The sequence below is a fragment of the Paenibacillus sp. MER TA 81-3 genome (assembly GCF_023713585.1).
GTDB classification, from domain to species: domain Bacteria; phylum Bacillota; class Bacilli; order Paenibacillales; family Paenibacillaceae; genus Paenibacillus_B; species Paenibacillus_B profundus.
The window spans coordinates 1-24,383 of record NZ_JAMAWB010000032.1 but is presented as its reverse complement, the minus strand read 5'-3'; the positions used below and the strand labels follow the sequence as shown (position 1 = coordinate 24,383).

Genomic DNA, 24,383 nt, shown 5'->3' with positions numbered 1-24,383 from the left:
GTCATATTGGTCGTGGCCAGAAATCTATGCTTGAGCCGTCATTGGGAAGCGGATTCCAGCCGGAAGAGATACATGGTCCGTCTTCACGAACAGTGTATCCGGTTGATCCCATTCGTATGATACCGGACGGATGTCATCAAAGTCCGGAGTAAAGTGGAAGATGACCCTGTATTCCCCCTCAGCGGCGAAAAGATCGGCCAAATGATGAAGCCACTCATCCAATGAGAGCTTCCGCTCGGCAATGACATCATACACATGGAGCTCTTGTTCTCTGTGTTCCGCGATGACGACGGCATCGCAGTCGTCTATATAATAAATGTGGTCACTAAAAATATTCATGCAGTACCACAGCAATATTGACTCTGCGTGAACAGCTCCGCAGCGGCGGGACACAGGGATGCGAGCCGCTGCCTTCTGCACGATTAACTCCCACTCGGCAGCCTCGTCGATATTCAGCTTACGTGCCGCGTTCTGGCCTGTCTTACCATGCAAATAACGCACGTAATAAGATGTTTCCCGCACTGGGACGAATCCGAACTTGGGATAAAATTGAAGCACATCTGGATTCGCGAATAAATAGATGAAATCATACTCCTGCTCATGGTCGGACAATATTTTCTCCAACAGCTGCCTTGACAACCCGAGATTACGGGCATCGGGATGGGTCATGACCGTACCGATCTGGAGCGCCTTGTACGGCATGCCCTCCAACATATAATCCATATGGGTTACGGAAACATTGGCAATGACGTCGCGTCCGTCATGGAAGGAGTAACAGACATAGCGATCATCCCAGCAGCCTCTCGCATACCATGCTTCAAAATCAATGCCGAACACGGAATGCGCCAAACGGTTGAAGCTCCGTCTATATTCCGTAATGTGTTTATAATTATGAATGAAGGTGTACTGGCTCATTTTAAGCTTCTCCCCGTCAGTATAATAGATTGCAGATTCATTCCGAACGCTTCCACAGAATCGGTGACAAATCGGTTCAACCATAAAACCCTTTGTATCGTCTTGCATTGGATTTTATACAGCGGAATAACATACATATCGCTATTGCGGTAAGATCTGTTGGATTTTGTACAGCGGAACGGCACTCGTTCGGCAGTAGGTGCTGAAAAATAGCCAGATCCACTGGACAAAATGCAGTCTGCATGCTGTTAAGCCACACAATCCGAACATTTCACTGTACGTTTTCCAACGGAGCTTGCTTTCACCTCGGAAAACAATGCAGTTCAACTTGTATAACTAAAAACAAGCTATATCTTTCAGCAAGAAATGAAAGAAAATTTCCGAATTCTTGAGAACCAGTGCTATCACCTTGTTCCCAATAGACTACTGGGCACTCCCAACCTCCATCTTCGATGTGTCCAGAGAGTATACACCAGTCCCAACATTCTCGATAACTACAAAGTGCTCAGGTAATCCAGACTGCCTCCAATCTGCTGTTTCCTGTAAAGAAGCTTCTTCGTGCGTTTTTTATGATTTCAACAATTATTCCCTAGAATCAGTTACACCTCCAAGTACAGTAAAAGAAGAATCCAATTTAGACTGCCCTTAGCGTTTATAACGCTCTATCATCTGAACGAGCCTGTCAGTCGAGCCGATCGCATCAGAAGATAGCATATTGTTCACATAATCGTTCCGCTTCTCGTGCAGATCGTTGATTTTATGTACAAAAGCTTCCGTCCGCACTTCGGCATCATTCAGCACCTCGCAAAATCCCCGATCAGCAAAAGACCTCGCATTCAATATTTGATCGCCCCGGCTCGAGCCTTTCGGCAGCGGCACCAACAGCATCGGCTTACGCAAAGACAAGAACTCGAAGATAGAATTGGAACCGGCACGGGATATGACCACGTCAGCCATGGCCATAAGATGCGGCAGCTCTTCATTCACGAATTCGAATTGCTTATAGCCTGCATCATTAATCGAATCGTCCAATTGTCCCTTGCCGGAAATATGCACGACGTGGAATTTCTTCAGCAATGCGGGCAGGTTGTCTCTGACAGCCTGATTGACACTCTTCGCGCCTAAGCTGCCGCCCATAATGAACAGCACCGGCTTCCCCTTAGCAAAGCGACAAATCGCACGGCCTGTGCCTGCATTGCCCGCCAACAACTCGTCTCGGACGATGGCGCCTACATATTCCGCCTTTTTGGTCGTAACATGCTCACATGTCTCTGGGAACGTTGTGCAGACTTTGGTCGAGAACGGTATGGCGATACGATTCGCCAAGCCGGGAGTGATATCCGATTCGTGGATGATGACAGGCACCTTGCGCATCCGGCCCGCAACCACGACCGGAACGGAGACGAATCCTCCCTTCGAGAAGATGACATTAGGCTTAAGCTGCTTCATTTTTGCGTACGCTTCGAAGGAGCCCTTTACCACCTTAAAGGGATCTTTGACATTGTTCCAGTCCGCATAGCGTCTCAGCTTGCCGGTCGAGATACCGTGATATTGCACCGGTTCGAACTTTGAGATGATCTGCTTCTCTATCCCGTCAATCGAACCGAAGTAATGAATGTCCCAGTTGCCGTCCAACAGCTTTGGTATGAGCGCAGCATTGACAGTGACATGGCCAGCAGAACCTCCTCCGGTCAACACAATGGTCTTTTTCATAGTTGCTTATCACCAACCTGTAACTTGTTGTCCGTCTATGTAATAATGGATGTGCTGTTGATATACCTTGTTCATCCGTATTTCTTTAGGATAATGCTGAGGCTGGATGCTCTCCAACAAGTCGGTGCCATTGCTCTCGACGATCTTCGTCCTTGGCGTGTCCTTATCGTACAGTTGCAGCAAATGCATCTTGACCTCTGCCGATACACTGTCGTCACACCGGACACCCAGCTTTACCATATCGCACTGATCCGTCGGTTCATGCAGCGTATCAAGCATCATGATAACCTCATTCTTTTTTTGTTGATTTCATCGTTTCTCCAGCTGTAGGCAGCAGCTTACCGGCAAAGGCAGGATTACCCCATATGACGAATCTGCTCTTCTTCTCTTTCTGTAAAGCTTCTTCTGCATGTTCTCTTAATCATCTCAAATACAAGAAGATCTGTGTCAAAAAATATGGTTGACATTGGAAAACAAGGCGGTTATTCTACATATAACCTTAAGGTTATATGAGGTGTTGAACATGACTGACATATACCGGGCATTGGGCGATCACGCCCAACAGATCCTGAGCCCTATTTTCGCAGCAACTTTGATTTTTTGAACAATAAATCCTCGAAGACCGGTCTTTGTACGGTACTTATATCCTTAATTTCAATTTGTTCCAACGCTTGAAATTGCAACGATAATGACTCATTGCTATTGTCTTGGTACATCAACGTTTTCCCGTCATCAGCAAGCTTCCCGTTTAGATCCACCTGGGCGTTGAACAGGAACATGACGAACACGACTTCATTGCCGTCCGGATATGTATATTGCATGCGTTCCCCGCTGTATATCGAGTACAGCTCGTGTTGCTCCACGAAGAGGCCTGTTTCCTCGTAAATTTCCCGAATCATCGTCTCTTCAATCGCTTCTCCTGGCTCCATCCCGCCTCCAGGAAGACCCCAATTCCCATAATCCGAGCGCTTTTGCATCAGAATCCTGCCTCGATGATCACGAATGATGGCCCCTGCAGTTACGATGATTTTGCTTTTTTTCAATGCTTCCACCCTTTTTTCTATGTAATAATAGCCCTATGTTCCCATATTCTCTCTAACTGTTTTGCATGCCAAAGTTCATGCCACACCATGCGCCGCAATATTTTTGGGTAGGACCATGTTCCCCGCCTACTTCTTTTATTATTGGACAGTCACTCGATTGAATCTCAGATCTCGCAATAATTCGTCCCGCTGCTCCACTTCATTCGAAATCCGTTCACTTTCGGCGTGCACAATCCGTCCGTTGCGGAAGTCGCAAAAATGCTCGTAGCAATGATCATCTTTCAAGAGCAATGGTAAAAAATGAACGATATTCGTAGCGACGCCGACGTTATCCCGATGTATAATCCAGTCTATATCCTTCCAGTCTAGTATGCCTTCTTCCGTCTTCAATGGAGTTGCGTATTCAAAATGGTCATCAACCTCTGCAAAGTATAAGTACATTCCGCCTGCTCTGGTCTGCTCCACGGTCCAGGTCACGATGCCCTTGAAGCGGAGTTCTTCGCCCAACTGAATGCCTGTCTCCTCCTTCACTTCACGAAGAATTGATTCTCTCGCTGTTTCGTCTGGTTCCAATTTTCCGCCGACACCGTTCCATGCCCCCATCCATGCTGGGGCTTCGCGGTTCAAGAGCAGGATGTCGTTCTTTCTTTTAATAAAGCATATCGTATATGTTAGCATGATGTTCACCTATCTACCCAAAATATGGTATTTTTTAGAGCATCTCTGCCCCTTACATCTATCAGCTGTTTCTCTTGAAGAAAGTCCAGCTCCCATTGCTCTGACCACGGAACCAGTAACACTTGATTATGCGGCAGTCCCAACATGCTGCGAATCCTCCTCCCTTCAAATCATATGCTTTTTTCAGAACGTTTACAAATAACGCCAATTAAAAAAGCCGCATTTCAGCGACTTTCCGAAGCTTTCCAAAATTAAAAACAAACCTTATAAAGCTTCAACATATTGTTTAGCTTCTTTCAATGAAAGGCCAAACATTCTTCTCGCCTCCTTGATTGCTTCAATCTTCTTGCCTTCCGTTACAAGGAAACGCAATTCATTGTTAACTGGATGTTCAGGCACTCCAATTTGGTTCCCGATCTGTTCTAAAGTGAACTTCATGCTTCTCACCTGAGCCTGCAAGTTATTCACTTTCTCTGTAATCAGTATAATGATAAACAACAATAAAATAATGACCATGTATTCCATAGGATCTCCCTGATGCATCATATATTTTGTTACTTCATACGGGACGCATCCGATATAAGTAAATGTGAGTGAATCCCGCACCGCTTGACTTCACTTTGTCTTCGTCAAAATGAAAGATACGGAAGTCCTCCGCGAACGAAGGCGCAATTCCGTCACCATCCTCGGTATATGAAAACTCTAAATACCTCCTTATTTCTTCATCCGATTGAGCTCATCCCACCCATAGTGATACGACGCCGTCGTGCTCCCAGGATAAGTCTTCTGTCTCTTCCATCATCGCGGCATCCTCTTTGTCCTATTTTTCTGCCATTTCAATATAGTATACCTGATATGATTTCCAAAGAGAAAGTCCTAGCTAAATTCCCGCTTCAAGATAGAAAAGAGGACTGCATCGACGAATTGCCCTTTTTCATAGAAGCATTCCCGCAGCAATCCTTCTTCGCTTAGTCCGGCCTTCTCCAGCAATTTACGTGACGAGATATTGCCGGGATCGATAAATGCCTCAATACGATGAAGTGCCATTTCTTCAAATCCGTATTTCATCACTTGTAGAATTGCTTCCGTCATGATGCCTTGCCGCCAATATTCAGGGGTCAATTCATAGCCGATTTCTGCTTTTCGATCCTCTTTGAACCAGTTGTGGAAGCCGCAAGTGCCAATAATGACATCGTCGGGCTTGTATGTGATTCCCCAGCGAATGCCTTGCTGCTCTTCATATCTCCGATTCCAGTTCGCTATCAGCTCTTCAGCCTGCCGAACTTCGACGAAGCTTTCCAGATCATAATACTGCGTAACTTCATCTTGTGAAAAGTAATGATAAAGCTCTTTTGCATCCTCTGCTCTTAATTGTCTTAACCTCAAACGGTCCGTTTCCAATACAGGGAACGATTTCATATAAATTTCCTCCTAATTATTCATCTTCTCGTTCTTTTCCATTTCCATAGCCTATTCGTTGACATGTCTGCTTATAATCATCCGGAATGTCTGGATGAACCGTTCCATGTCCACATCAGTGCCTATGGACACTCTCAAATAGTTATCGATTCGGGGTTGGGCAAAATACCGCACCAATATCCCTTCAGCCCTCAGTTCCTCTAACAACTGCTTCGCCGGAACGGCCGTGTGGGTGATGAACGCGAAGTTAGCCTTGGAATCCAACACCTTGCATCCCAGCTCCCGCAGCTGTGTCATCGTCATTTCCCGCGTCCGGATCACTTTCTGCGTCGCCTCTTGGAAATAATCTTCGTCTTGAAATGCCGCGATCGCTCCAGATAACGCCAACCGATCGAGCGTATAGGAGTTGAACGAATTTTTGACGCGCTCCAATCCTTCAATCAGTTCTTCGCTGCCCAACGCAATTCCGACCCGCAGCCCTGCCAATGAACGGGACTTGGACAAGGTCTGAATGACCAGCAGATTCGGATACTCGGCGACGAGCCTCACCGCGGATTCCCCGCCGAAATCGATATAGGCTTCATCAATAATAACGGCACGTTCTAAGTTGTCTCCAATGCCGAACGGATAAAGTCGACCGGTACTGCTTTCGCCGTAGGGGCATTAGGGTTGGGAATGATGACTCCGCCGTTAGCCGCATGGAACGGTTCCATAGGGATATTAAACTCAGCGTCAAGCGGACTGTCTGATAGGATAGCCCGTACAAATTTGCATACACTTTATAGAAGCTGTACGTAATATCCGGGAACAAGATAGGCTCACCGGGGTTAAAGAAGGCAACAAAAGAGAAAGCCAATATTTCATCCGAACCATTCCCGATAAACACTTGACGTTCAGATAGTCCGCAGTAATCTGCAACGGTTCTTCTCAAATTCTCACACGTCGGATCGGGATACAGTCGCAGATCCGCATTGACCGCCCCTGTTATCGCTTCTAGAACTTTCGGAGATGGCGGATACGGGTTCTCATTCGTATTTAACTTTATATATTTCTATCCCTTGGCTGTTCTCCCGGCACATATAGCACGAGTCTTGCCGTAATGTCGCTCCAATATTTACTCATGCGCCAGACCTTCCTCCCGATGTAACTCGATAACCTTCAACCTCTAATTCGCAGTACTTTGCAAGATCTTCTTCTGCACGCCGTTCATATATTCCTGCTATCATTCTTCCAATTCCAGCTTTATGACGCGCAACATTTCATATCTGATGATGGAACTAAAGGGCGAAATCATCATCCAATAACGGGAAAACATCTTTTTCGCCTTCTGATTGGTGCCGTACATTCTCGTTACCGTAATCACTTGTTGAATGTCATCCCCACATAGTGACTCGATATAGAAATTCATAGCTATTTTCATGAAATTTGGCTCACGAAACGCAATAAATTCATCAGCTGTCATAGATAAGACATTTCCATTCCACTTCCACGGCTGTCCGATGAGTCCGATAATAATTTCGTCCTCAGTCTCCTCTAATACGACCAGCCCGTCCTCGATTAATTTCTCCAAGGTTAACAATTGGTTCGGCACTCCGCGCATCGTGAACAAGATTCTCATCAACCACGATTTATTAAAATTCACATCATGCAAGAGCGAGAGAATTTTCCGTTTGCTTCCATGTATCTGCTTGCTGTTCGCCATGGAATAATCGAATTCAGGAACATACTTATCAATTAACATCAAGGATATCACCCCCACTGTGAGGTTGTTTTCCGATGCGGAAATCAGCCGTTCATTTTTTTGCTATGGACTCTCCACAATGGGGAGAACAGGAGGACTGATAGTATTCAGTTGCCCTACAATTGGAGCGTCATCACTTACATAATATGGGCGGTACAGTTGTACAGTTCGCATTCCCAGGCTGCATCGACTTTTCTCAGCTTGGTGAAGGAAATGTTCTGTAAGGCGCCTTCACACGTAAAATGCGAACTCATACCGCCAAGGATGGCGCGGATCAGAGCGCCGTGGCTAACGATTAATATGTTCTTACCCACATGCTTTGCGGCCAACTCATTGATGCAGTCCATCCCTCTCCGCAGTCCGTCTTCATTTGACTCCAGACCCAAGTCCAGCTGCCGCCAATCCACGCCCCATTTTTCGATTCGCTCGGCCTCGGTCGTGCCTTCGATTTGGCCCCCGCCCATTTCACGCAGACGAACATCGAAGCGTAGCTCCACATTTGTGCTTTCCTTAATGATTTCAGCCGTTTGCTTCGCTCTGCATAAATCGCTCGTATAGATAATGTCCCAATTTTCGGTCATCAATCTCGCTGCCAGCTTTTTCGCTTGCGCCATGCCTTCCTCGTTAAGGGAAATATCCGAATTGCCCTGGGCTCTCCCTTCTTTATTCCAATCTGTGCTGCCATGTCGAATAATACCAATCGTTGTTGTCATGTCGCTGTCGCTCACCTTTCTGCTACGAAGGACCGTGTATGTCGGCCCTTCATACAACGATGCTGTTTAGATTTCGTGAGATCACGTTAATTCACAAATTCCTGTATCCTTTTCCCGTGTTCAAATCGTTCGGTATAACTATTTTTCGTATATTGCCCTATGACATCTATCCAGAAGGCCTGTGCCGATTTGTTGTTCTCCAGCTGACATACTTCCCAATTACCCTGAAACGAATCAAAAGTGTGTATTGCAGCTTGTCGTCCCAATCCTGATCTTCGATATTTCTTCATAATAAAAAACTCTGCGATCGAGTAATAATCCTTATCGGGTGAACGGACTAAGCGTACAAGAACAAATCCAATATATTTGCCTTCAAATTGGATGCAAAACGGAACTCTTCCTTCTTCACTCCAATAAGACTCTAGGTAAGGGTAATCATCAAACTGTCCGGATTCATTGACATCGCAACGAACATATTCCGAAAAATCATAAAAATAGTACTGCATCAAATTTTTAAGGGTGTGTTTCTCTTCTATTTTCATTTTTTGAATAACCAAACTCATCATATGCTCATCCTTACTCTATTTAATAGGTTTACCTCTATTTGTAGTTATCGGGATTATCATCCATTTAGTTAATATACGTTAGAAAATAATGTAATGTTGCACTTATCTAAAAGGATCATGCTATTACTGCATCGACAGCTCCTGCAAAAATTTCACTATATGCCGGTTCGTGTCTCATTGATAAGAAAAAGATCTTGTAGATATCGATAACTCAAAGGAACGCCGACTTCCTTCGCGGTTCTTACGAGTGTTCTTATTAGATTCATCTCTCTTCTTGATATATGTACTCAATCCAATGACTCATATGAACGCATCATCCCCCTTTAGTTCCCGATCGTTGCTTATGCCGCCGAACACGCATGATCAATGCCTATACTGTCTATTTATTATGGAATACACGGCCTGTTCTCACAAGTAATTTTTTCCTTACAGCTCTATTTCCATGATACAATACAGATGAAGGGTGGAATAGAATGTTAGTTACTATTAATCGGGAACGCTTTGACACATTGGACCCTGATGAGCTCGGCTGGGCTTGCATCGGACCGATTCTATTGCAAGTTCGCGGGAAAAATTCCGACATAAAGTCCCAGGTCTACGCCAAGCTGACTCCCGGGCAACAGGCATTGTTCATGTTCCGGGTGCTCCATGATCATGCACGGAACAGTGCGGCCGAATATTATTGCTGGATTTCTTATTTGTTGGAGGATGTGCCAACTTGGAGTGAAATCAAGCACGGATTGCTGTATATCGGAGAGGAAGCATTGCTTCATCATTTGGAGGAGACTGAGCGGTATCTGGTGGAACGAAGTCGGCAGAACGGTGCTCCTTTCTCGCACGCTGCGTTACGGGATATTGAGGATGATACGGAACTTCGCACATTCATTTCCTTCAGGTACGAACAATTTCTGGATCTCGTTCCACATGCGCACGTGCGAATGTGCTCCTATGTCCGGACACATACGGATGAATTTGTGTTATTCGAATGATAAAAGAGGGCCGTTGAGTCGGTCCTCTTTCCTTGCATAGATGCTGATGCCCAACATGTATGAGTACGGAGCATTAGCGTATTTCTCCTTTCATATTAGCTTCTGACGAATCGTCATTCATACCACATCCTTTAAGCGCGATGTCTAATCTCATTCATCACGATGCTTCGCCTGCTGAATTTCGCTGCGCAGCTGCCGGACTTCATTCTGCAGTTCATCGAGCTTCTGAACTAGCTTAGAGCGATTGATTCCATAGCTAATCGCTGCGACTAACAGAAAGAAAACAAGACCCCAGACGAGAAGCATCATAATTACACCGGCTGGATTCACGATATCCATAGTCCCCCTCCTCTTCGTTCATACTGGTCCATCACTTTAGAAGCGCAAAAATGAATATTGCTACGAACAGAAACGGAATGCATGAAAGGAAGGCAACATGAATCCATCGGTTACGAGATTGTCGATCTTCATCCGTGCTGGAGCGGTCATTCGCTCTCAGTCGATCCCCGCTTATAAAAGCGCCGGACAATAAAGCCCCAATCCCCAGCAAAATAACGCCGACCCATGCATTTATTTCCGCAGTCAATGCCCAACCACCGATTGCATAAGTGATGAGTGACAGAAACAGGCATGTCAGCACGGCAATTCCAAAGTAATTCATAAGCCCTCCCTCCTGCAGGACCTTTATATCCCGTATCGTTGTAGGGTGCATCCCTCAAAACCGGTTCATATGTGTGACAATAGGCGTTAAGACAATGTCAAAGTGCCCCTCTTTCCTAATTTTTCATAGACATTATATCACAATTCAACATATGTAATCATGTACATTTCTATAATATTGACGCTCTGACATTGCTATTTTAGAAGAGCTGACGCTTTATGAAATATACGGTTACTTGCGAGAATTGCGCATCGCAGGCAGCAGCTTCACGCTCCCGTCATCCGTCTGCAGAAATCGTTGGTACTCCACAGATTCCATACCGTAGATGGCGATTTTCCCTTCTGCATCATAATGAATGCCCCAGCCGAATTTCTTCGGAAGCATGGATGCTCTCAGGCACGGATGTGGCTTGCTGAACAACTCTGCACGGAGTTCTTCCCCTCGCAAGCGGATAACCTGAGCGTCAATTCCCTTATGTCTGATATGCACTTCGAATATCAGGTCCTCATGTGTATAGTGATAGGGATGCTGCGAGAGCAGCTCGTACTGGAGAACATGAATCGGTTTCGTTGCTTTTTTGGATTCAGGCACGGTGCTGCTCGTGACTGGGCAATCCGACGCAACTCGAATGAACGTATCGGTATAGCTCATAGTCTCTTTCCTCCCAACCACTTGTTAAAAAACGATTCAATCGTTAAAACGATACTCCCAAAACGGTTCCCTGCTGTACTTCTCACGGAATACCGGGTCATCCAATGTGCCTTTGCCCAGCAAATGCTGCACTTGCGATTGATGCGCATGTATGGCATGTATTTTCTGCTCCACATACTCGCTGACATCATGAACTGAGTCCGGCTGTCCCAGAAGCTTCTCCCGGCCTGTTGCGATAGCAATGCAATGGACTGGAGGCCGCTTGTGCGCTGGTATGCGCTTCACTGCGCGAATAACGGCAGCACCGGTCGCATCATGATCGGGATGGACGCTATACCCTGGGTAAAAGGTATAAATGAGAGAAGGCTCCAACTCCGAAATCAACCTCTCGATTCTGTCGGCGAGCTTCTCTTGGTCTTCAAACTCGATCGTTTTATCATGATATCCCCACATGCGCACATCCTGGATGCCGATTCGGCGGCAGGCCTCTTCCAGCTCCTGCTTGCGAATAATCGGCAGGGTCACCCGATTCGCGAACGGAGGGTTGCCCATGTTCCGCCCCATCTCCCCCAATGTCAAGCAGACATAAGTTACAGGCGTGCCATTATGAATATGTCTAGCTAAAGTACCCGCAATGATCCCTTCATCATCCGGATGCGGCAGCAAGACGACAATATGACGTTGTCTTTCCATGTGAAGTCCCTTCTTCCCTGTCCTATTAAAATGGTTCAACACTTAACTGCAGACTGACAATCAGTCTGCCTTGCTGATCATGACCTGCCATAATGAGCCGATTCGGCTCGTTCTCGTCCCAGTGTGTCAAGCCTTCTGCATACACCCATCCCTCTGCTGTCTTGAGTCCGACCCGATAGGGGCCTTGACCTGCAATCGTACCGTGTGAATAGCGGATGACCGCATTGCTGATGAAGGCGGAAGCTGTAATCTTGGACTTGTCGCGATGAGACGCATAAGCCCCTGTCGTCATTTCGAGATGGAGATATAAGGGGCGGTCCTGCAATGTCTGTAGAACACGCTGCACACTTTCTGATTGTATCAACTGCATGATTCATTCCCCCAAGACATGGAATAGCCCCTTGCCAATAGCATAGGCACAAGGGGCTCTCATATTTATTGCTTTGCCGAATCTGCATCGACTATGCATTAATTTGCACCAATTGATTTCAGTTTACCTGAAAATCAGAGGGATGGAAAGCGATCTTTGCAAACTGGAACGATTATGCTTGATTGGTTACGCGTTAAAAAAAGGGGCTCATTTCATGATACGCCATTATACCTCGGCATCCGCACTCTTCTTCTGCTCTGCTTCTTGATAAGCTTCTTTGTTCGGGCGTATACATAAGACAAGTCCTAGCAGATACACAACTGCTCCAAAACCGTACGCTGCAGGGAAGCCTCCCAGCCTTTCAATCAGCCAACCCGCAGCTCCGGGACCCAGCATTTGCCCGACCGCATAGAACACGGATATGAACCCGATCGCTACCGATACGTACTTCGGACTGACCTGCTGTGACGCTTTTACCTGAATTAAGGCAATCAATCCTCCCAATGTAGAACCCCATATGGCGGCAGAGATGAAGAAGCTAACGGCATTCGGAAGCAGAATCGGAATGATATCTCCTGCCGCCGCACAGACCAGCGCAATCACGAGCGCTTTATTTACACCGATGCGATCCGATACGATTCCCCAGATGGGGCCGCCGACAATGGAACAGATGCCGGCTGCGGCAAAGGCTGTTCCCGCAGTCGCATCGGAGAAGCCGTGGGCCTTCATATAACCCGTTTGATATAAATTGGGGACCAGATAGGCGACCCCTATCGCAAAATAAAGCCATGCAATTTTCATTAAAGGTTTGTTGCGGAGCCACTTTGGCTTTTCTTGTTCTTGACCGGCGCTGTGGCCAGCAGCTTGCGGGTTGCTCAGAACGAGCATCGCAATGAGAACGACCGCTAGCGAAATGATGCCGAAGCAAGTCCAAGTAATTATGACTTCGTCTTCTGCAATATATCGCTTGCGATTTGCTCCAACACGGCCTTCTTGCCCAAGGCTGTAAACGCATCGTTATAATTTTGTCTGCTCGTCATCCGGTAGACGTTCCCGCTCTGCACTGCTGTTAATCCTGCCCATAGCCTGCTGTCCTCCAACACATTGCTTTCGCTCTCGAACAATAGAATCAGATGATCTGGATTGAGCGACGACAGTCCTTCCAAGCTCGTCACCTTGCCTCCCCAACCATCTGGATCCGGTGTCCCCGGCGCTTTTGGGAGCTTGATATCATTAAAGATCATGTCTGCCACTCCTGTGCTGGAATAAATGCGGATTTCTTTGGGTGTCGCTTCGATAACCGCAAACGATTCATCCTTAGTTACCGCTGTAATTTGATCATGCAGCTGCTGAGCGCGATCGTCATACTCTGTCATCCATGCTTCCATGTCTTGCTTCTTGTCGAACACCTCCGCTACAAAAGCAAAACGCTTGCGGAAGGCATTGAAACCGTATGGAACCGCCACGGTCGGAGCGATTTTTTGCAGATCTTCGTACAGTTTATCCTGCGTCGGTCCCGCCAATATCAGATCGGGCTCGGCCGCGGCAACGGCTTCAATGTTCACAGGGGTTTGGAACCAACCGGCAATTTTCAAGTCCCCTTTCAGCTTCTCTTTCAGAATTGGAGTCATTTCAAGCGGATTGGCCATATCCGTATTTCCGGTCAGGATAGGCTGATAGCCCAAAATCAGCAGTTCCTCTGTGGAGCCTGATATATCCGCAATCCGCAGCGGATGCGCAGGGATTTCAACTTCGCCTTTGGCATCCTTCACTACGCGGGTATGGGGCGTCTGTTCTGCGCCAGCCGCAGCCTGCTTTGTATTTTGGTCCGCTGCATCCGATGAAGCGGCTTCTTTTGCCTCGTTTTGATTGACACTCCCTCCACATCCGAACAACGCAATCGACAAGAGAACAAGTGTTAAAAATACAACCCCTTTTTTGATCTGAAACATACTCCATCTCCCTTTGCATATTGATAATGATTATCATTTATATAGTTGACATGATACGCTTCCTTATGTGAGGCTACTACCGGCAGACGGATAGGAATGCGGTCCAGCGGATTTTTTGCCTAATGGAAAAGAAATAAAAACGCCAGGACCTAATCGTCCTGACGTTGATGAAGATAGCGCGCAGTTGAGATGATCTATTGTCTGCGGAGCAGCTCGGAAGGATTGATTCCGAATTTTTTGCGGAAGGCTTCGGAAAAATGACTCAGATTGGCATAACCAACCTGCCCCGCCGTCTGCGTAACGTTCATTTCTCCACTGAGGAGCAGCTTCATCGCATGCTCCATTCGTTTGTCACGTAAATATCCGAACACGGTCGTGCCGAAATGTTCCTTGAACCCGATCTTCAGCTTGAAATCGTTCAAGCCAACCATGCGGGACAATTCCAATAGCGACGGAGGGCAATCCATACGCTGCAGCAAAATATGACCGGCTTCGCGGATTTTGTCCAGATCGCTCTTCGAAAGACGTGCCAAGCTCTTATCCTGCTCTTGCTCGAACAGAAACGTCTGAAAATGGATGCCGAGCAATTCTAGCGCTTTGCCCTCTAAATAGAGCCGCCGCGCCGTATGATGAAACGGACAGTCCAGCATCTGCTGCACAATATACGAAACCTGCGGATCGATGGGCTTTTGAAATTTACGGAACGACCGGCTGCCAAGCACTCCTGTAAAATTCCGGCTCCCTCTCGGCTCATCTCCCAAGAATCGGTGGAACAATTGGAGCGGAATGCCCACCGCTACCGAACGCATGGGAGAACGTTCATCGTACTCGAACGCGGCGTCGAACCGCTCCATGAAATGCAAGTAGCAGGTGCCTGCCGATAGCTCATGCCGTTCACCAGACACGCACACTTCACCGGCGCCCTCAAGACAGAAGCTAAGCTCCACCATGGCCGCCTCGGACGAAAACCGAAAGGCATGATTTGCCGACAATCGATAGTCCGCGTACACGATTTCCATGCCGGAATGCGTCACCAGCCGCTGGATGACCCCGTCACCGATCGGCTCGTGAACCGGAAGCTGTACGGATGCTTCAGCAATTGGCCGCGATACATGCAGCCCTTGCAAATATTGATTATAAATATCGTGAATGCTTGCGGTATTCATCATGTATAACTCCTGCCCGTATTCTCTTAAGCCTTGTCTTCATGACAAGAACTAAGTGAGAATAATTCTCAATGTATCCATTATAGAATAAGGTCCGCAAGCAATCAATACTTTGTGTGCCTACAGGCTACTCATATATCATCGGGCATCAGTTTGATAGATATCAGTTGCGTTTTTTTAAGCCAGAACCATCTGCTTTCATAGACGATGTAATAATTTTTATTTTTTTGAATGGGTTGAATGTCACTCTCTGAACCGTAAACGGTAACTTGTTCGTTGTCTCTATCTTCCACTAATATTGAATTTTTGTTCACCTCCAAAACCGTGACTAGTTTGACTGCTTGATCTGAACTCAGCAGCAGCCAAGACAATAAGGCAACAAAACAAATTAGTATTGTAATTGCAATCTTTTTTTTTCATAATTTTTGTCTCACTCCTTTAAATAATCAAAATGAACGACATGAAAAAACTTAATTTAGAAAATTTCACCCCAAGCTAATCTCTGGTTCGCACTATCCCCATGGTTAAATTACTTTAAGCTAATACTTGAAGCTGTAAGTCTGCCTAAATTAGCAGAAGAGATTGGCATTCATGTAGCAATAGCTTTCTACTAGCGGCATAAAATTTGGCTTTAAATGTTTTTATCGTTTGGGGAATCATCTTGCTTTTGGATTTAATTTGTTCTTTTGTTTGCTATTGACCAGATAAATGCTTATCAAAATCAAAAATAATCCCACTAATAGATTGATGGTAATAGCTTCATGTAAAAAGGTAATACTTATAATATTTGATATAAGTGGGATAAGAAATGTATAGGACCCTACTTTGCTTGCTTCCCCTGAACCAATAAGTACAAAGTAAGTCAACCATCCTAACGCTATAACGAAGATAGATATAAATAGTAGATGTGAAATGAATGTTATATTCCATACGATGTCTGACCAACTCTCAATTGTAGTGCCCGAACCTATTAAAAAAAGACCGCCAATCAAAAGCTGAAGCGACACAACCCAAATCGAATCTACTTGAACGCTTGTTTTTTTCATAAACACGGTGCCGAAAGACCAACTCAATGCAGTACCTAAAGCAAGTAATATACCAATGATTGAAGCATGACCGATTAAGCCACCTGCACTTATAATAGCGACACCAGAAAAACCAAGTATCAAACCAATAATTTTTAATGTAAACATGGATTCCCCCAACCACATCCAGGAAAAAATGCCCAGAAGCACAGGTTGAAGAAAAACAATAGCCGAAAAAAGTCCAGCAGGCATATAGATTAGCCCAAAAGTCATAAGACCATAATACAAAATGATATTTAACACGGCAGAAATAAGATATATATGCCAAGTTTCTTTTAAACGCAAATTTTTGTATCGTGGAATAGCAAATATAAGTAGTATAAGACCGCCTATGAAAGTTCTTATACCTGCGAACAGCAGTGGTGGTGCATACAAAAGTCCAATCTTCGTTAATGGCCAGTTCAACCCCCACATAACCACAAGAAATGCGAGGAAAATAAAAGTTTTCTTCTGAGAAAGACGCTTCACTTTATTGCCACTCCCTATTACTATTCTGTTATTTTAAATCACTTTATAATGTTATATGATTTATATAGATAAATAAAATGAATACTGATTATAAGGAGCATATCAAATTAGTTATGACCATTACACAACTCACCATATTTTTAAAAGTTGCTGAAACGGGCAGTTTCACACGAGCTGGACAAATACTCCATATGACCCAACCGGCTGTAAGCCGCGCAATTTCCAATCTTGAATCAGATTTAGACGTCACACTAATTATTCGGGATCGCAAAAATGGGATTATCCTTACAGATGTCGGTAAGCGTATGCTCGTACAAATCCGAGAGATTTTGAAAGGCTTCGAAAAAATGGAACAGGAGATCGCTGCTGAAAAAGGTCTGGAAATAGGAACCATTCGCATCGGCGCATTTCCTACCGCATCTGCATATTTCTTGCCAAAAATCATTCGTGCCATTCAACAGAGATATCCTAATTTAGAATTTGATCTTTATGAAGGGACCATTAATGAAGTGGAAAAATGGTTAGCTTCGCGAGTCATAGATGTTGGAATTATTACGCTGCCAAATGAAGATTTAGAAATCCTCCCTCTTTATAAGGATAAAATGGTTGCGGTATTACATGACGACCACCCATTACAAAGTCAACCCTTCATTCGTATCAATGATTTGGATAATGAACCCCTAATCATTTGCAAAGGGGGGAATGAATTACCTATTATTGACACATTCAACAAGACGGAGACAAACCTTCAGGTTAAGTTTGTAGTCCATAACACGAGTGCATTATTAAATATGATTCAAGAGGGATTAGGTCTAGCTATCCTATCAGAGTTATCATTGACAACCCTGCCACCTAATGTTCATATTCGTGAATTAGAGCCACAGGTTTTGAGAGACATTAATCTGGCTGTCCCTTCTTTAAAGGAATCCTCATTAGCAGTTCAATTATTTATCAAGACGGCACAAGAGTTGTTCTGTTGAGCACTATGCTTGAAGCCCAGCACATCGGATTGGACATATTATTTATGCCTTGCGGCTGAATCGTTCGCATCTTTATAGGTGGGCAGGCGGGTCGGCTCCCCCTTGTCTCTTCCTGCATTGGATTTTGTCCAATGAAACAGCAGCGTATGCCTCTTTACGGCAGGTTTCATTGGAATTGATCCAATGGATTAGGACTTCAACCGCATCAAACGATGGCAAAACAGCCGGATCCATTGGACAAAATCCAATCTACATGACATTAACTCGCCTCCTACTCCTATTCCACTGCATGTTTTCCAATGCTTTGTTGCGCCGGTCCGCAAAAAATGATGCTCATACTTGTTCACGCTATCGAATCGCGAAAAAGCCGAGCAAATCAGGCAGACGCACCTGATGTTCACTCGGCACTCGGCTCGTAAACTAACTATTGAAATGGTAGAAACGATATCTATCTCTCATCTGTAACTAACGCTATGGAAAATCCGTCGTAACCCTTGCTGCCTACCGTCTGAATCGCCGTCGCGCTTACACGCGGCTCAGCAGCGATCAGCTCGCAGAAGCGGCGAACCCCTTGAACGCTAGGATCATCACTTGCTTCGTCTAAGACTGCGCCGCCTCGTACGACATTATCGCCGATAATTAGGCTGCCTTGACGGGAGAGCTTAAGCGCCCACGCGAAGTATTCCGGGTTGCTCGGCTTGTCGGCGTCGATAAAGATGAGGTCAAACGGACCGCTTCCCTCGGCCTCCAGTTGCGCCAGCGTATCGACCGCGAGGCCTGTGCGCAGCTCGACAATATCTGCCACGCCTGCACGCTGGATGTTGGCACGGGCGACTTCGGCGTGCTTAAGGTCCGCCTCCAGCGTGACCACCCGCCCATCTTGAGGCAATGCTCGTGCAAGCCAGATGGTGCTGTATCCGCCCAATGTGCCAATCTCCAATACATTGCGGGCGCATTGGACCCGTGCCAATAAATGCAGCAGCTTGCCCTGATTCGGAGACACGTCAATCGGCGGCAGTCCTGCGGCGGCATTGGCTGCGAGCACAGAATCCAGCACGGGATCAGACGGCACAAGCAGATTAGTGAAGTAGCGGTCGACCGCCGTCCATTTATCAAAATTGTCCATACCTGCTTCCTCCTATTGGTTGGATATTCAACTTGAGGTCACTACAGCAGTTGTAAGCCTCACATACTCTTCCACCCAATATTATACAGGCAAATGTTTCCTGATAGAAGCAGTCAAGCACTCTTTTTCACCATCATCATTCAGTTTGCTTTTTAGCACGGGCCTCTTCAACGATTTGGTTCGTCAACTCTAGAATGCTCATAGAGCCAAGGTCGCCTTCCCCCCGTTTTCGAACAGACACGCTCCCGGATTTTTCCTCATTCTCTCCAAGCACGAGCATATACGGAACCTTTTCACGTTGGGCCTCCCGTATTTTGTATCCAAGTCTTTCATTCCGCATATCGACTTCGACACGTATACCGGTTTCTTCTAACGATTTCTTCACTTGGCAAGCATAGTCGCTATACTCCTCTGATACAGGCAGCAGCTTTGCCTGAACTGGCGCAAGCCATAGTGGAAAAGCACCGGAGAAATGCTCGGTTAAAATTCCGATAAATCGATCCACCGAACCGTAAACAGCGCGGTGAATAACGACTGGCCGGTGCTTTTGGCTGTCCTCGCCGATATATGAAAGATCGAATTTTTCAGGCATTTGAAAATCCAGTTGGATCGTCCCGCATTGCCAGCTCCGTTTGAGCGCATCTAAGATGTGAAAATCAATCTTAGGACCGTAGAATGCTCCATCGCCTGCATTAATGCGATATTCGATGCCCCGCTTATCCAACACATTCTGCAATGATTGTTCCGCTAGATTCCATAGTTCTTCAGACCCCATCGAATCTTCCGGACGAGTGGATAGCTCAATTGTATATTCAAAACCGAATACTTGATAAATATGGTCAATCAATGCAATGACACGGCTGATTTCCTCTTCAATCTGGTCAGGTCGAACGAACAAGTGAGCATCGTCCTGGCAAAATGTGCGCACTCTCATCATCCCATTCAGAGCGCCGGAAAATTCGTGGCGGTGCACTTGTCCAAACTCCGCAATCCGAATTGGCAGCTCCCGGTAGGAATGCAGGCTATTTTTGAAAATGAGCATATGTCCCGGGCAGTTCATCGGCTTCAACGCGTATTTCGTAGCGTCCACGTCAGTGAAATACATATTATCTTTGTAGTGATCCCAGTGCCCGGATTGCTCCCACAGCCTATTATTCATCATAAGAGGCGTACGCACTTCATCGTAATCCCGCTGCCTTTGCAATTCGCGCGCGAAATGTTCAAGCTCCGTGCGGATGGTCATCCCTTTCGGAAGATAAAAAGGCATTCCCGGCGCTTCTTCAGAGAACATGAACAATCCAAGTTCTTTGCCGAGCTTGCGATGATCACGCTTTTTAGCTTCCTCAAGGCGATGTAAATGTTCCTCAAGCTGGGATTTCTTCGGAAATGCGGTTCCATAGATTCGCTGCAGCATCTTATTATTGGAGTCCCCACGCCAGTAGGCACCCGCAACATTCAACAGCTTGAATGCTTTGATTCGGCCGGTCGACGGCAGATGCGGCCCTCGGCACAGGTCAAAAAATTCACCTTGATCGTAAATGGTAATAACGTCATCTTGCGGCAGATCGCGAATGAGCTCCAGCTTAAGCGGTTCATCGCGCTCCGCGAAAATCTCCAACGCTTCTGCGCGGCTCACCACTCGACGTACGATAGGCAGGTTCTCTTGTATAATCCGCTCCATCTCTTGTTCAATTGAGGCAAGATCATCACTAGACAGCGGTGTTTCTATGTCAATGTCGTAATAAAATCCATCTTCGATTACTGGGCCAATCCCCAGTCTAACAGCCTTATCTCCGTATATGCGTTTAATGGCTTGAGCCAATACATGCGCCGTGCTGTGCCGAACTATTTCCAGACCGTCTTTGCTATCCAGCGTAACGATTTCGATATGGCTGTCATGATTGAGCGCCCAGTTCAAATCAACCGGTTTTCCATTGATTTTTCCCGCTACAGCTTGTTTTTTCAAGCTGGAACTAATGGATTCCGCCACTTGTTCGATTGTCGTGCCTTGAGGATACCTCCTGCTTGTGCCATCGGGCAGTATTACGTTGATCTCCATGATCCAGCCTCCATTCCTACGTTCTCCATTGAATTTTTGAACGCAAAAAAACGCAGCTCTTCCGCTAAGGGACGAGTGCGTTCAGCTCGTGGTTCCACCCTGATTCGATCTGCGGCGTTACATGTCGTGGCTGTTCTCCAGAGCATGCCGATGCTAGATCCTCATTGATATCCGGTAACGGGGATAAGACGGTGCCGCTTACTGCCGCGAGAACAGATCGACGGGTTCAACGTCACGGCTACGAAGGGGTAATCTCGCATCCGGTACTGAAGAAGCTTGCAGCTGTAACTTCTCTCTCTGGGCAGGCCGTAATGGAAATCATGTCTTTGATCAATGCCTCATTTTTTAGTTTGATAACAATATTACATTGCTGAACTCGCAAAAGTCAAGAAATGAAATAACGGTAGGTCACTTTTGTACTAAACTTCACAAATCATATTCCCCCATTTTGCGTTCCGCATATTCCAGCGCGGACTGCATGTCCGTGTACACCCAATCCGCCTCATGTACAGACTTCGCACTATGGACTCCCCATAGAAGGGCTCTTCACAATCAGGCCCGACGACAAGCGCTGTTGGAAACGGAGTGTCGTCATATTGATGCGTTCCAATATAAAAAATCTCTTCTAACCGATCTCCCCACTCGTATGTCAACTCGGACAAATTGATAATGAGTGCGGTGGGCTCCCAAACCGAGAGAGCAGCCGTGGCAATTGCTTTCATATATGCGGCATCAGAGTTGCCCTCAGAGCCATAGCCATAGTTGCCTGTGAACTGAAGGACCATCATGTCTTTGTATTGACGCATTGTCGATTTTGTTAAGTAAATATTATGCTCCAGCCTGCTTAGTTCGTGTAAGCTCACTTTTTCCAAAACATGATTCATGTTATACCTCTTATTCAGTATTAAGATGCTGATCTGTCAAGCTGGATTGATAATATCATTGATTTGATGCAACCTTCTCATGTTCATGTTGCAATATTCGCATGTGCGTTCATTTATACCGAATTGCTTGATGGTTGCAACCATGCACCTGACCATCCACAGATGGAAATTTTCCTGCAAGATCGTTGCATCCACATGATTCCCGTTATTCAAGTAACCACGATAGAACTCCCGCAGCGATGCGATACTGTGCTCTTTTTCGGCATCCCAGTCAATCGTCGAAGTGAGTATCGCAGCCAGATCGAAATGCGGATTACCGCAGCGAACCTCTCCAAAATCAATGATGTACACTCCCGTCGAAGCATTAAGGATGTTCCATACGCCCAGATCAGCGTGGATGAATCCACTCTTCTCATGGCAGTACGAGATCGCGCGTTCTACAGGATGTTGAATGGCCTGAATGATATCAAAGCCATTTTTGAGTTCTTTCACGTCATCCCACATGCTCTGCAAGCAAAAACGGTCTTTTTGTCCAATAATGTGATGAGCGTCCCGCATTGCATAATGAAACACTGAGACCGTTTGTCCCAATTGATAGAAGTCGATGCTCGATTGCCGTGGACGGCTTTCAATATATCGCTGAAGGTTATAATGACTATCATCAAACCTGATGTAAGGCGTTTCTTGCTTGCTGAGCACAATTTCAGGCGTAATCGTATACGGTTCCAGTCTTTTATAAATGTTGTACTCCGTCATCCCCTGGTCTTCGTTTTTCAACTTTCTCAGTATGTACCGTCCTTCGGTTGTCACAACAAGCCGGGCTTCCGAAGTCATGCCTTGATCCATCTTATCGATGAGGTTTACATAGCCAATAGGATAGTGCTGTGAAAGCAATTCGTAATTGGATTCGTTCATAAACATCTTTGTTTTATCTCCTCAAAAGCGGCACATCCAGAATGCCTATTTTACCTTTGACGCCTCGCGTAGGAAACGTTCTTTCTTTACCTTCATCGTCTGTATATACTACATCGAACAGAGGACTAAGAATGTTCACATAGACGCTTATTCACGTCGTTCTTCGCCTGATTCAGCTGTAAGTGAGACACGCCTGTCTTCTTTCTCCCATAACAAGAGCAGCATCCAAATGACCGACGCAATGAGCGTCACGATTCCAATCGTATAGATAAGTCTGGCGTAATTAATTTCATAATAGACTTTGAATCCATTTACGGTGCTCCAATCCATTGTCTTAAATAAAAAAGTATATCCGACGTCATGAACGTTTTTCTCTGCTCCCCATACTTCATAACAAGGCACAAAAACAACACCCACAAATATAATTACGATGAGATAGAGAATGAGAAGAATGCCTTTCGGACTAATCTTATTGCCAATCATCGTGAACACCTCAGCTCACTATTCTATAATTTTGGTTCATAATCGACCATCCTCGGCTTTCCATTCCTTGTGGAACTGTTCCAAGAACTCTGTCATCACCTGATGCCGCTGAATGGCCAAGCTTTTCCCATGCTTCGTATTCATAAGAGCCTTCAATTTCAATAGCTTCTCATGAAAATGGTTGATAGCGGTAGCTGGTAGGTTCCGATACTCGGCTTCTGACATCGTCTCTCTTGGCGCAAGCTCAGGATCATGCATCAAGTGGCCTTTCCAGCCCGAATAAGCAAAGGCCCGCGCAATACCGATAGCACCCATTGCATCAAGCCGGTCGGCATCTTGCACGATCTGTCCTTCCAATGTATTCATTGGAGGGTTATGTCCGCCATTGTATGACAGGTTGGATATGAATCATTCCGCTCTCTTTGTCAGGATTCAACTTGGCATCGGCCACATCGTGCAGCAGCGCTGCCAGTTCACATATAAATACATCGGCGCCTTCTTCCGCCGCAATTCGAACCGCCAGCTGTCTGACCCGATGAATATGCCACCAGTCATGGCCGCTGCTGTCGTGAGCCAATTCGGCTTGGACGAACTGCTCCGCACGCCTAATCAAGGCTTGTTGTGTATGCATCATAATTCCCTCTCTGCCAAAGTGTTTATGTGCTGGGTAATACCGTTATTCCTTCAGACCTACTTTTTCGATTAGAAAAGAGTCGAATCGGGTATATCGCTAATTTTATCATATAATGGAGAATTAAAAGTAATAAAACGTCATTGTTCAAGGCGTTATTTCGCCTTCTTGTACGCAGTGTAATCGCAAGACACGCCGTAAACTCACGTTATATAAAAGTTCGATTAAAAAGATTACCTTCATTATCTTTATAAAAACAGATTGATTGTATTTAAATAACGAAAGATGATAACATCTGAATAAGTCATAGAAAGGGGGGGGACTGATTCGTTTGGTGAAAAAATATATTATATTTGGAGCTATATAAGTTGAACAAAAGAATTAGAGGATTATGGTAAGGAATTTCAACCCTGCATGTCGAATAAAGAAGGAAATAGAAGAAGATAGGCAGGAAAAGAACATGGAAAACGCAACGAAGCTTG

The 24,383-nt window shown here is 45.7% G+C and carries 28 protein-coding genes and 3 pseudogenes; 2 read left to right on the top strand and 29 right to left on the bottom strand.

The genetic code is table 11. From position 1 onward, the window contains the following. Positions 1-24 precede the first annotated feature (24 nt). The 12 genes and pseudogenes from M3650_RS29005 to M3650_RS28955 form a co-directional block, all read right to left on the bottom strand. A complete protein-coding gene (locus tag M3650_RS29005; RefSeq protein WP_251579690.1) occupies positions 25-999 on the bottom strand; it encodes a GNAT family N-acetyltransferase in 975 nt (324 codons plus the stop codon). A 561-nt stretch (positions 1,000-1,560) separates the two neighbouring features. Next, entirely contained in the window at positions 1,561-2,628 is a 1,068-nt protein-coding gene (locus M3650_RS29000) for an undecaprenyldiphospho-muramoylpentapeptide beta-N-acetylglucosaminyltransferase (RefSeq protein WP_251579689.1), read from the bottom strand. Positions 2,629-2,637: 9 nt separating this feature from the next. Next, positions 2,638-2,907 (bottom strand): hypothetical protein, encoded by a 270-nt coding sequence (locus M3650_RS28995; RefSeq protein ID WP_251579688.1) that lies wholly within the window; start codon positions 2,905-2,907, stop codon positions 2,638-2,640. A 296-nt stretch (positions 2,908-3,203) separates the two neighbouring features. Continuing rightward, on the bottom strand, positions 3,204-3,671 hold the full coding sequence (locus M3650_RS28990; RefSeq protein ID WP_019424537.1) for an NUDIX domain-containing protein: 468 nt from the start codon (positions 3,669-3,671) through the stop codon (positions 3,204-3,206). Between the two features lie 138 nt (positions 3,672-3,809). After that, the gene (locus M3650_RS28985; protein ID WP_251579729.1) at positions 3,810-4,349 is read right to left on the bottom strand and encodes an NUDIX hydrolase; all 540 of its coding nucleotides are present in this window, start codon (positions 4,347-4,349) and stop codon (positions 3,810-3,812) included. Between the two features lie 264 nt (positions 4,350-4,613). Beyond that, positions 4,614-4,874 carry a ribosomal protein L7/L12 gene (locus tag M3650_RS28980; protein WP_019424534.1) on the bottom strand — a complete coding sequence of 87 codons (261 nt, stop codon included), beginning with the start codon at positions 4,872-4,874 and terminating at the stop codon, positions 4,614-4,616. A 34-nt stretch (positions 4,875-4,908) separates the two neighbouring features. Beyond that, a pseudogene (locus tag M3650_RS32795) lies at positions 4,909-5,070 on the bottom strand (hypothetical protein); the annotation flags it as partial. 155 nt (positions 5,071-5,225) lie between these two features. Beyond that, positions 5,226-5,768: a GNAT family N-acetyltransferase gene (locus M3650_RS28975; RefSeq protein WP_251579686.1), complete on the bottom strand. Its 543-nt coding sequence runs from the start codon at positions 5,766-5,768 to the stop codon at positions 5,226-5,228. Between the two features lie 51 nt (positions 5,769-5,819). After that, a pseudogene (gene hisC / locus M3650_RS28970) lies at positions 5,820-6,890 on the bottom strand (histidinol-phosphate transaminase). Between the two features lie 100 nt (positions 6,891-6,990). Next, positions 6,991-7,512 (bottom strand): hypothetical protein, encoded by a 522-nt coding sequence (locus M3650_RS28965; protein WP_251579684.1) that lies wholly within the window; start codon positions 7,510-7,512, stop codon positions 6,991-6,993. Between the two features lie 134 nt (positions 7,513-7,646). Continuing rightward, complete coding sequence (locus tag M3650_RS28960) at positions 7,647-8,222, bottom strand: histidine phosphatase family protein (protein WP_251579683.1); 576 nt, start codon at positions 8,220-8,222, stop codon at positions 7,647-7,649. A gap of 86 nt (positions 8,223-8,308) precedes the next feature. Beyond that, a complete protein-coding gene (locus M3650_RS28955) occupies positions 8,309-8,785 on the bottom strand; it encodes a GNAT family N-acetyltransferase (RefSeq protein WP_251579682.1) in 477 nt (158 codons plus the stop codon). A 476-nt stretch (positions 8,786-9,261) separates the two neighbouring features. Here M3650_RS28955 and M3650_RS28950 point away from each other — a divergent pair, with 476 nt between their 5' ends. Further along, entirely contained in the window at positions 9,262-9,777 is a 516-nt protein-coding gene (locus M3650_RS28950) for a hypothetical protein (protein WP_019424528.1), read from the top strand. Positions 9,778-9,927: 150 nt separating this feature from the next. Here M3650_RS28950 and M3650_RS28945 read toward each other — a convergent pair whose 3' ends face one another. The 10 genes from M3650_RS28945 to M3650_RS28900 form a co-directional block, all read right to left on the bottom strand. Beyond that, the gene (locus tag M3650_RS28945; protein WP_251579681.1) at positions 9,928-10,116 is read right to left on the bottom strand and encodes a hypothetical protein; all 189 of its coding nucleotides are present in this window, start codon (positions 10,114-10,116) and stop codon (positions 9,928-9,930) included. A gap of 31 nt (positions 10,117-10,147) precedes the next feature. Beyond that, positions 10,148-10,438 carry a DUF5316 family protein gene (locus tag M3650_RS28940; protein WP_251579680.1) on the bottom strand — a complete coding sequence of 97 codons (291 nt, stop codon included), beginning with the start codon at positions 10,436-10,438 and terminating at the stop codon, positions 10,148-10,150. A 231-nt stretch (positions 10,439-10,669) separates the two neighbouring features. Beyond that, positions 10,670-11,089, bottom strand: coding sequence for a DUF6157 family protein (locus M3650_RS28935; RefSeq protein WP_251579679.1), 420 nt, complete (start codon positions 11,087-11,089; stop codon positions 10,670-10,672). 36 nt (positions 11,090-11,125) lie between these two features. After that, entirely contained in the window at positions 11,126-11,782 is a 657-nt protein-coding gene (gene bshB2 / locus M3650_RS28930; protein ID WP_251579678.1) for a bacillithiol biosynthesis deacetylase BshB2, read from the bottom strand. A 25-nt stretch (positions 11,783-11,807) separates the two neighbouring features. Next, the gene (locus M3650_RS28925) at positions 11,808-12,152 is read right to left on the bottom strand and encodes a YojF family protein (RefSeq protein ID WP_251579676.1); all 345 of its coding nucleotides are present in this window, start codon (positions 12,150-12,152) and stop codon (positions 11,808-11,810) included. A gap of 225 nt (positions 12,153-12,377) precedes the next feature. Then, positions 12,378-13,091, bottom strand: coding sequence for a YbfB/YjiJ family MFS transporter (locus M3650_RS28920; protein WP_311295164.1), 714 nt, complete (start codon positions 13,089-13,091; stop codon positions 12,378-12,380). Beyond that, positions 13,091-14,104, bottom strand: a complete 1,014-nt coding sequence (locus tag M3650_RS28915) for an ABC transporter substrate-binding protein (protein ID WP_251579672.1) — start codon at positions 14,102-14,104, stop codon at positions 13,091-13,093. The genes M3650_RS28920 and M3650_RS28915 overlap by 1 nt, the downstream gene beginning before the upstream one ends. Before the next feature lie 194 nt (positions 14,105-14,298). Next, positions 14,299-15,270, bottom strand: coding sequence for a helix-turn-helix transcriptional regulator (locus M3650_RS28910; RefSeq protein ID WP_251579670.1), 972 nt, complete (start codon positions 15,268-15,270; stop codon positions 14,299-14,301). Positions 15,271-15,401: 131 nt separating this feature from the next. After that, positions 15,402-15,641 carry a hypothetical protein gene (locus M3650_RS28905; protein ID WP_251579668.1) on the bottom strand — a complete coding sequence of 80 codons (240 nt, stop codon included), beginning with the start codon at positions 15,639-15,641 and terminating at the stop codon, positions 15,402-15,404. A 285-nt stretch (positions 15,642-15,926) separates the two neighbouring features. Continuing rightward, positions 15,927-16,823, bottom strand: a complete 897-nt coding sequence (locus M3650_RS28900) for a DMT family transporter (RefSeq protein ID WP_251579666.1) — start codon at positions 16,821-16,823, stop codon at positions 15,927-15,929. A gap of 113 nt (positions 16,824-16,936) precedes the next feature. Here M3650_RS28900 and M3650_RS28895 point away from each other — a divergent pair, with 113 nt between their 5' ends. Then, positions 16,937-17,803 carry a LysR family transcriptional regulator gene (locus tag M3650_RS28895; RefSeq protein ID WP_251579664.1) on the top strand — a complete coding sequence of 289 codons (867 nt, stop codon included), beginning with the start codon at positions 16,937-16,939 and terminating at the stop codon, positions 17,801-17,803. A gap of 38 nt (positions 17,804-17,841) precedes the next feature. Here the strand turns inward: M3650_RS28895 and M3650_RS32125 are convergent, their stop codons facing one another. The 7 genes and pseudogenes from M3650_RS32125 to M3650_RS28865 all read right to left on the bottom strand — a co-directional run bounded on the left by M3650_RS32125 (position 17,842) and on the right by M3650_RS28865 (position 23,901). Then, a complete protein-coding gene (locus tag M3650_RS32125; protein WP_285848731.1) occupies positions 17,842-17,973 on the bottom strand; it encodes a hypothetical protein in 132 nt (43 codons plus the stop codon). Positions 17,974-18,251: 278 nt separating this feature from the next. Continuing rightward, complete coding sequence (locus M3650_RS28890) at positions 18,252-18,929, bottom strand: O-methyltransferase (RefSeq protein WP_251579663.1); 678 nt, start codon at positions 18,927-18,929, stop codon at positions 18,252-18,254. 136 nt (positions 18,930-19,065) lie between these two features. After that, the gene (gene thrS / locus M3650_RS28885) at positions 19,066-20,988 is read right to left on the bottom strand and encodes a threonine--tRNA ligase (RefSeq protein WP_251579661.1); all 1,923 of its coding nucleotides are present in this window, start codon (positions 20,986-20,988) and stop codon (positions 19,066-19,068) included. A 419-nt stretch (positions 20,989-21,407) separates the two neighbouring features. Then, entirely contained in the window at positions 21,408-21,872 is a 465-nt protein-coding gene (locus M3650_RS28880) for a hypothetical protein (RefSeq protein ID WP_251579659.1), read from the bottom strand. 36 nt (positions 21,873-21,908) lie between these two features. After that, positions 21,909-22,793, bottom strand: a complete 885-nt coding sequence (locus M3650_RS28875; protein WP_251579657.1) for a phosphotransferase — start codon at positions 22,791-22,793, stop codon at positions 21,909-21,911. Positions 22,794-22,934: 141 nt separating this feature from the next. Further along, positions 22,935-23,270 (bottom strand): hypothetical protein, encoded by a 336-nt coding sequence (locus M3650_RS28870; protein ID WP_251579655.1) that lies wholly within the window; start codon positions 23,268-23,270, stop codon positions 22,935-22,937. 36 nt (positions 23,271-23,306) lie between these two features. Continuing rightward, positions 23,307-23,901 (bottom strand): annotated as a pseudogene (locus M3650_RS28865) (HD domain-containing protein). Positions 23,902-24,383 lie beyond the last annotated feature (482 nt).